Origin of the sequence: Dankookia rubra, from assembly GCF_004355005.1 — a bacterium.
Classification (GTDB): domain Bacteria; phylum Pseudomonadota; class Alphaproteobacteria; order Acetobacterales; family Acetobacteraceae; genus Paracraurococcus; species Paracraurococcus ruber_A.
Genome location: NZ_SMSJ01000216.1, coordinates 1 through 2963 on the forward strand (window position 1 = coordinate 1; position 2963 = coordinate 2963).

Genomic DNA, 2963 nt, shown 5'->3' on the forward strand with positions numbered 1-2963 from the left:
CGCCAGGGCAGCCGCTGCCTGACGCACAGCGGCGGCGCACATCGAAAGAGCGCCGCTCCGCCCCCAGCGGCATCAGTCCAAAATCCGGTTACCGGGACGGGCTCCTAGGGGAGGATACTCGATCGAACGCAGGAAAGTATTGTCGATCTCATCCGTCGTATAAAGCAGTCGACGCACATCGGCGGGAAAGGCATAGAAGGGCACCACCTCGGTCCAGGCGCGCCGCCAGCTTGGCCCAATGGCGGCGTATTTCTGGCTCCAGGGCCCGGCCTCGAACGCCGTCAGGGCGGCCTCGGCCGCGGCTGGATCGACGGCCCGGTAGATCTCCTTCGGTGCCGCCGCCACGGCTCGGCGGTCCTTCCAGGAGACGAAGTCCAGGCTGTGCCGGAGCAGGTGAACAATGCGGGTCCGGACCGTGGTCTTGAGGAACGCTGCCTGGATCGCCTCGGGGAAGCCCTTCAGCCCGTCCACCACGGCCAGGAGGATGTCCTCCACGCCGCGGTTGCCGAGTTCGTTCAGCACCCGCAGCCAGAACTTGGCGCCCTCGTTCTGCTCGAGCCAGAGGCCGAGGATCTCCCGGGTGCCGTCTGCCCTGACGCCGAGCGCGATGTGCATCGCCTTGTTGCGGACCAAGCCCTCATCCTGGATCTTCACCCGCAGCGCGTCAAAGAAGACCAGCGGGTAGACTCGCTCGAGCGGCCGGGCCTGCCAGGTGGCGATCTCCTCCAGCACGGCGTCGGTGACCGCGCTGACCAGGTCGGGCGACACCTCGAGGCCGTACAGCTCCAGCACATGCCCGGCGATCTCGCGGGTGCTGAGGCCACGAGCGTAGAGCGACACGATCTTCTCGTCGGCGCCAGGGAAGCGCCACTGGTACTTGGCGATCAGCTGCGGGTCGAAGCTGCCCTGACGATCGCGCGGCACCTCGAGCGCGATCCGTCCGCCGGTGTCGGTCAGCACCGTCTTGCGGCCATAGCCGTTCCGGCTGTTCCCGGCGCCCGCCTCGCCGCCGAGATGGTGGTCCATCTCGGCGTTCAGCGCCCGCTCGGCCAGAGCCTTCTTCAGCTCATCCAGCAGCCCGCCCTGCTGCAGGGCAGCGACGGCATCCGTGCCGGACAGCAGCTGGTCCAGCAACTCATCGGCGATGTGCGGTGCCTTCCTTCGAGCCATGGGGGAGCCCCTTCCTTTCCTTGATGACCGGCAACACACGGAAACGCCGACAGTCTCTTGCCTCCTGCAGAGCTTCGACGTCGGTTGGAAATCGATCATTCCAGACTGTCGATTTGCCAAGGTGGCCAACCACCTCCAGCAACCAGCCCTTCTCGTCCTTGCCGCGGTAGATCTACACGTCGACGGTAACCCATCGCGCGTCACGCGCTTACTCAAGGTTGAGAAGATAAGCTTGCAGTCATTGTCGATGCACTCGTCCTCCCTGTACGGTTATTGCTGGACGCCCAGCCTAATGCGGAAAGGGAAGGTGGAGTACGCGCTTTCCAGAATCCCATGCTCCGCCAGCGCCCGCGCGATCGTCGCCTGATGGTAAAGCCCTGTTCGGCTGTGGATATCTGTAGAACCTCACCACTCGGGCGACGCCGCGCAGCGCCGGCCGCATCAGCCCGCCTCGGCGATGCGATAGACGGTGTAGCTGCCCTAGGCGTCCTCCTTGCCGGGGCCGACCTGTCGGACCCGCTCGGCGGCCTCGACGGCGAGACTGTGGCGCTTCTTCAGCCCAGCGAAGAAGCTCCGGACCGTGTGGGCCTGCCAATCGGTGGCCTCGGCGGCCTGTACCACTGTGGCGCCTTAGGGCCCGCGCAGCAGGACCGGGACCTGCTGCTGCTTCGTGCCCTACCGCGGCATGCGGGGGCCGGTGGGGCGATCAGCCGGCGCCGGCTTGGCTAGCAAACCCCGCGGCACGGCTATGGCTTCGGGCAGGTCGGCGCGCTGGTTGACCTCGTCATTCCGAACGCTGAGGACGCGCTCCGCGGCGGTGCGGAGGCCGGCGTGGGTGGTGGTATGCCGGCGCCGCGGCGGCTACAGCGGCGGCGTCTGCGGCGCCTGGCGCCTGCTGCCCTCCCAACCCAGCCGAAGTAGTGGGCGGCGCGCCGTGAGATTCCTCGGGCGCCTCCGAGGCAGTGGCACCCAGGTCGGCGTGGGGCGTAGCTTGGCCGCTGCCCCGCGGCTCCGGGCCGAAAGCCAGCAGCCTGGCAGCAGTTAGCCGCAGCGCGGTCCAGGCGCCGTCCTGCTGGCACCAGCCAAGGCCAATGTACTCGAAAAGCGCTTGGCATTCCTCGACGTAGCCGCCCCTGAGCAGGCTCTGACGGACCGCATTGCAGGCGGCTTCAGGCAGGTGCTTAGGCGGCGTCGCCAGCCGGAGGGCATGCTGGCCGGCCTCGGTGAGGACGCGGACGGCAGTTTCGGAAAGTGTTATGTTCGGGTCTCCTGGTGCAGCACGCGATGAGCCGGGCGCTACGAGCTTGAGCCCCGCCGGAAAGCCGGTCGGGACAGTGCGCAGGCCGAACCTCCTGCGCGCGTCCGACGAGCCGCTCTGTTCCGGTCCGAAGTGAAGCGCGAAATCAGCCCAAACGCCCATTCCAACTCGTGCCGGCGATCACGCGATCACCCTCACCCGGACGCCGGGTCCTTGTGGACATCTCTCACCTTGTCGGACAGCTCTCGCGAGAACACAGCATGAATTTGCCCACAGGCCTGCTTTCGAGGTGCTGAGCCTTCAGGCAAGTGGGGAAACTTCAGGTTTGCCGCTGGCCGGGGTGAGGTCGTCCCGAAGTTGCCCACAGACTTTTCCCTGCCAACTGGAGCAAGTTGATTGCGTTGGTTCCATCAAAGCGTCCCGCGCCTAGGCCCCGTTAGCGCCTGAACGCTGCGGCGTTGATGGCGTTGGGCCGCCTTTGTGAAGGGGCGGCAGTGGTTCTCACGGATGAGCAATGGGCGGTGCTGGAGCCGCT

At 66.7% G+C, this 2963-nt stretch carries 1 protein-coding gene and 1 pseudogene; both read right to left on the reverse strand.

Annotation, left to right across the window (positions count from 1 at the left end; all coding sequences use genetic code 11):
* Positions 1-141: 141 nt before the first annotated feature.
* Positions 142-1170 (reverse strand): annotated as a pseudogene (locus tag E2C06_RS35985) (IS256 family transposase); the annotation flags it as partial.
* Positions 1171-1650: 480 nt separating this feature from the next.
* Positions 1651-1791, reverse strand: coding sequence for a DUF3489 domain-containing protein (locus tag E2C06_RS41010; RefSeq protein WP_369126556.1), 141 nt, complete (start codon positions 1789-1791; stop codon positions 1651-1653).
* Positions 1792-2963 lie beyond the last annotated feature (1172 nt).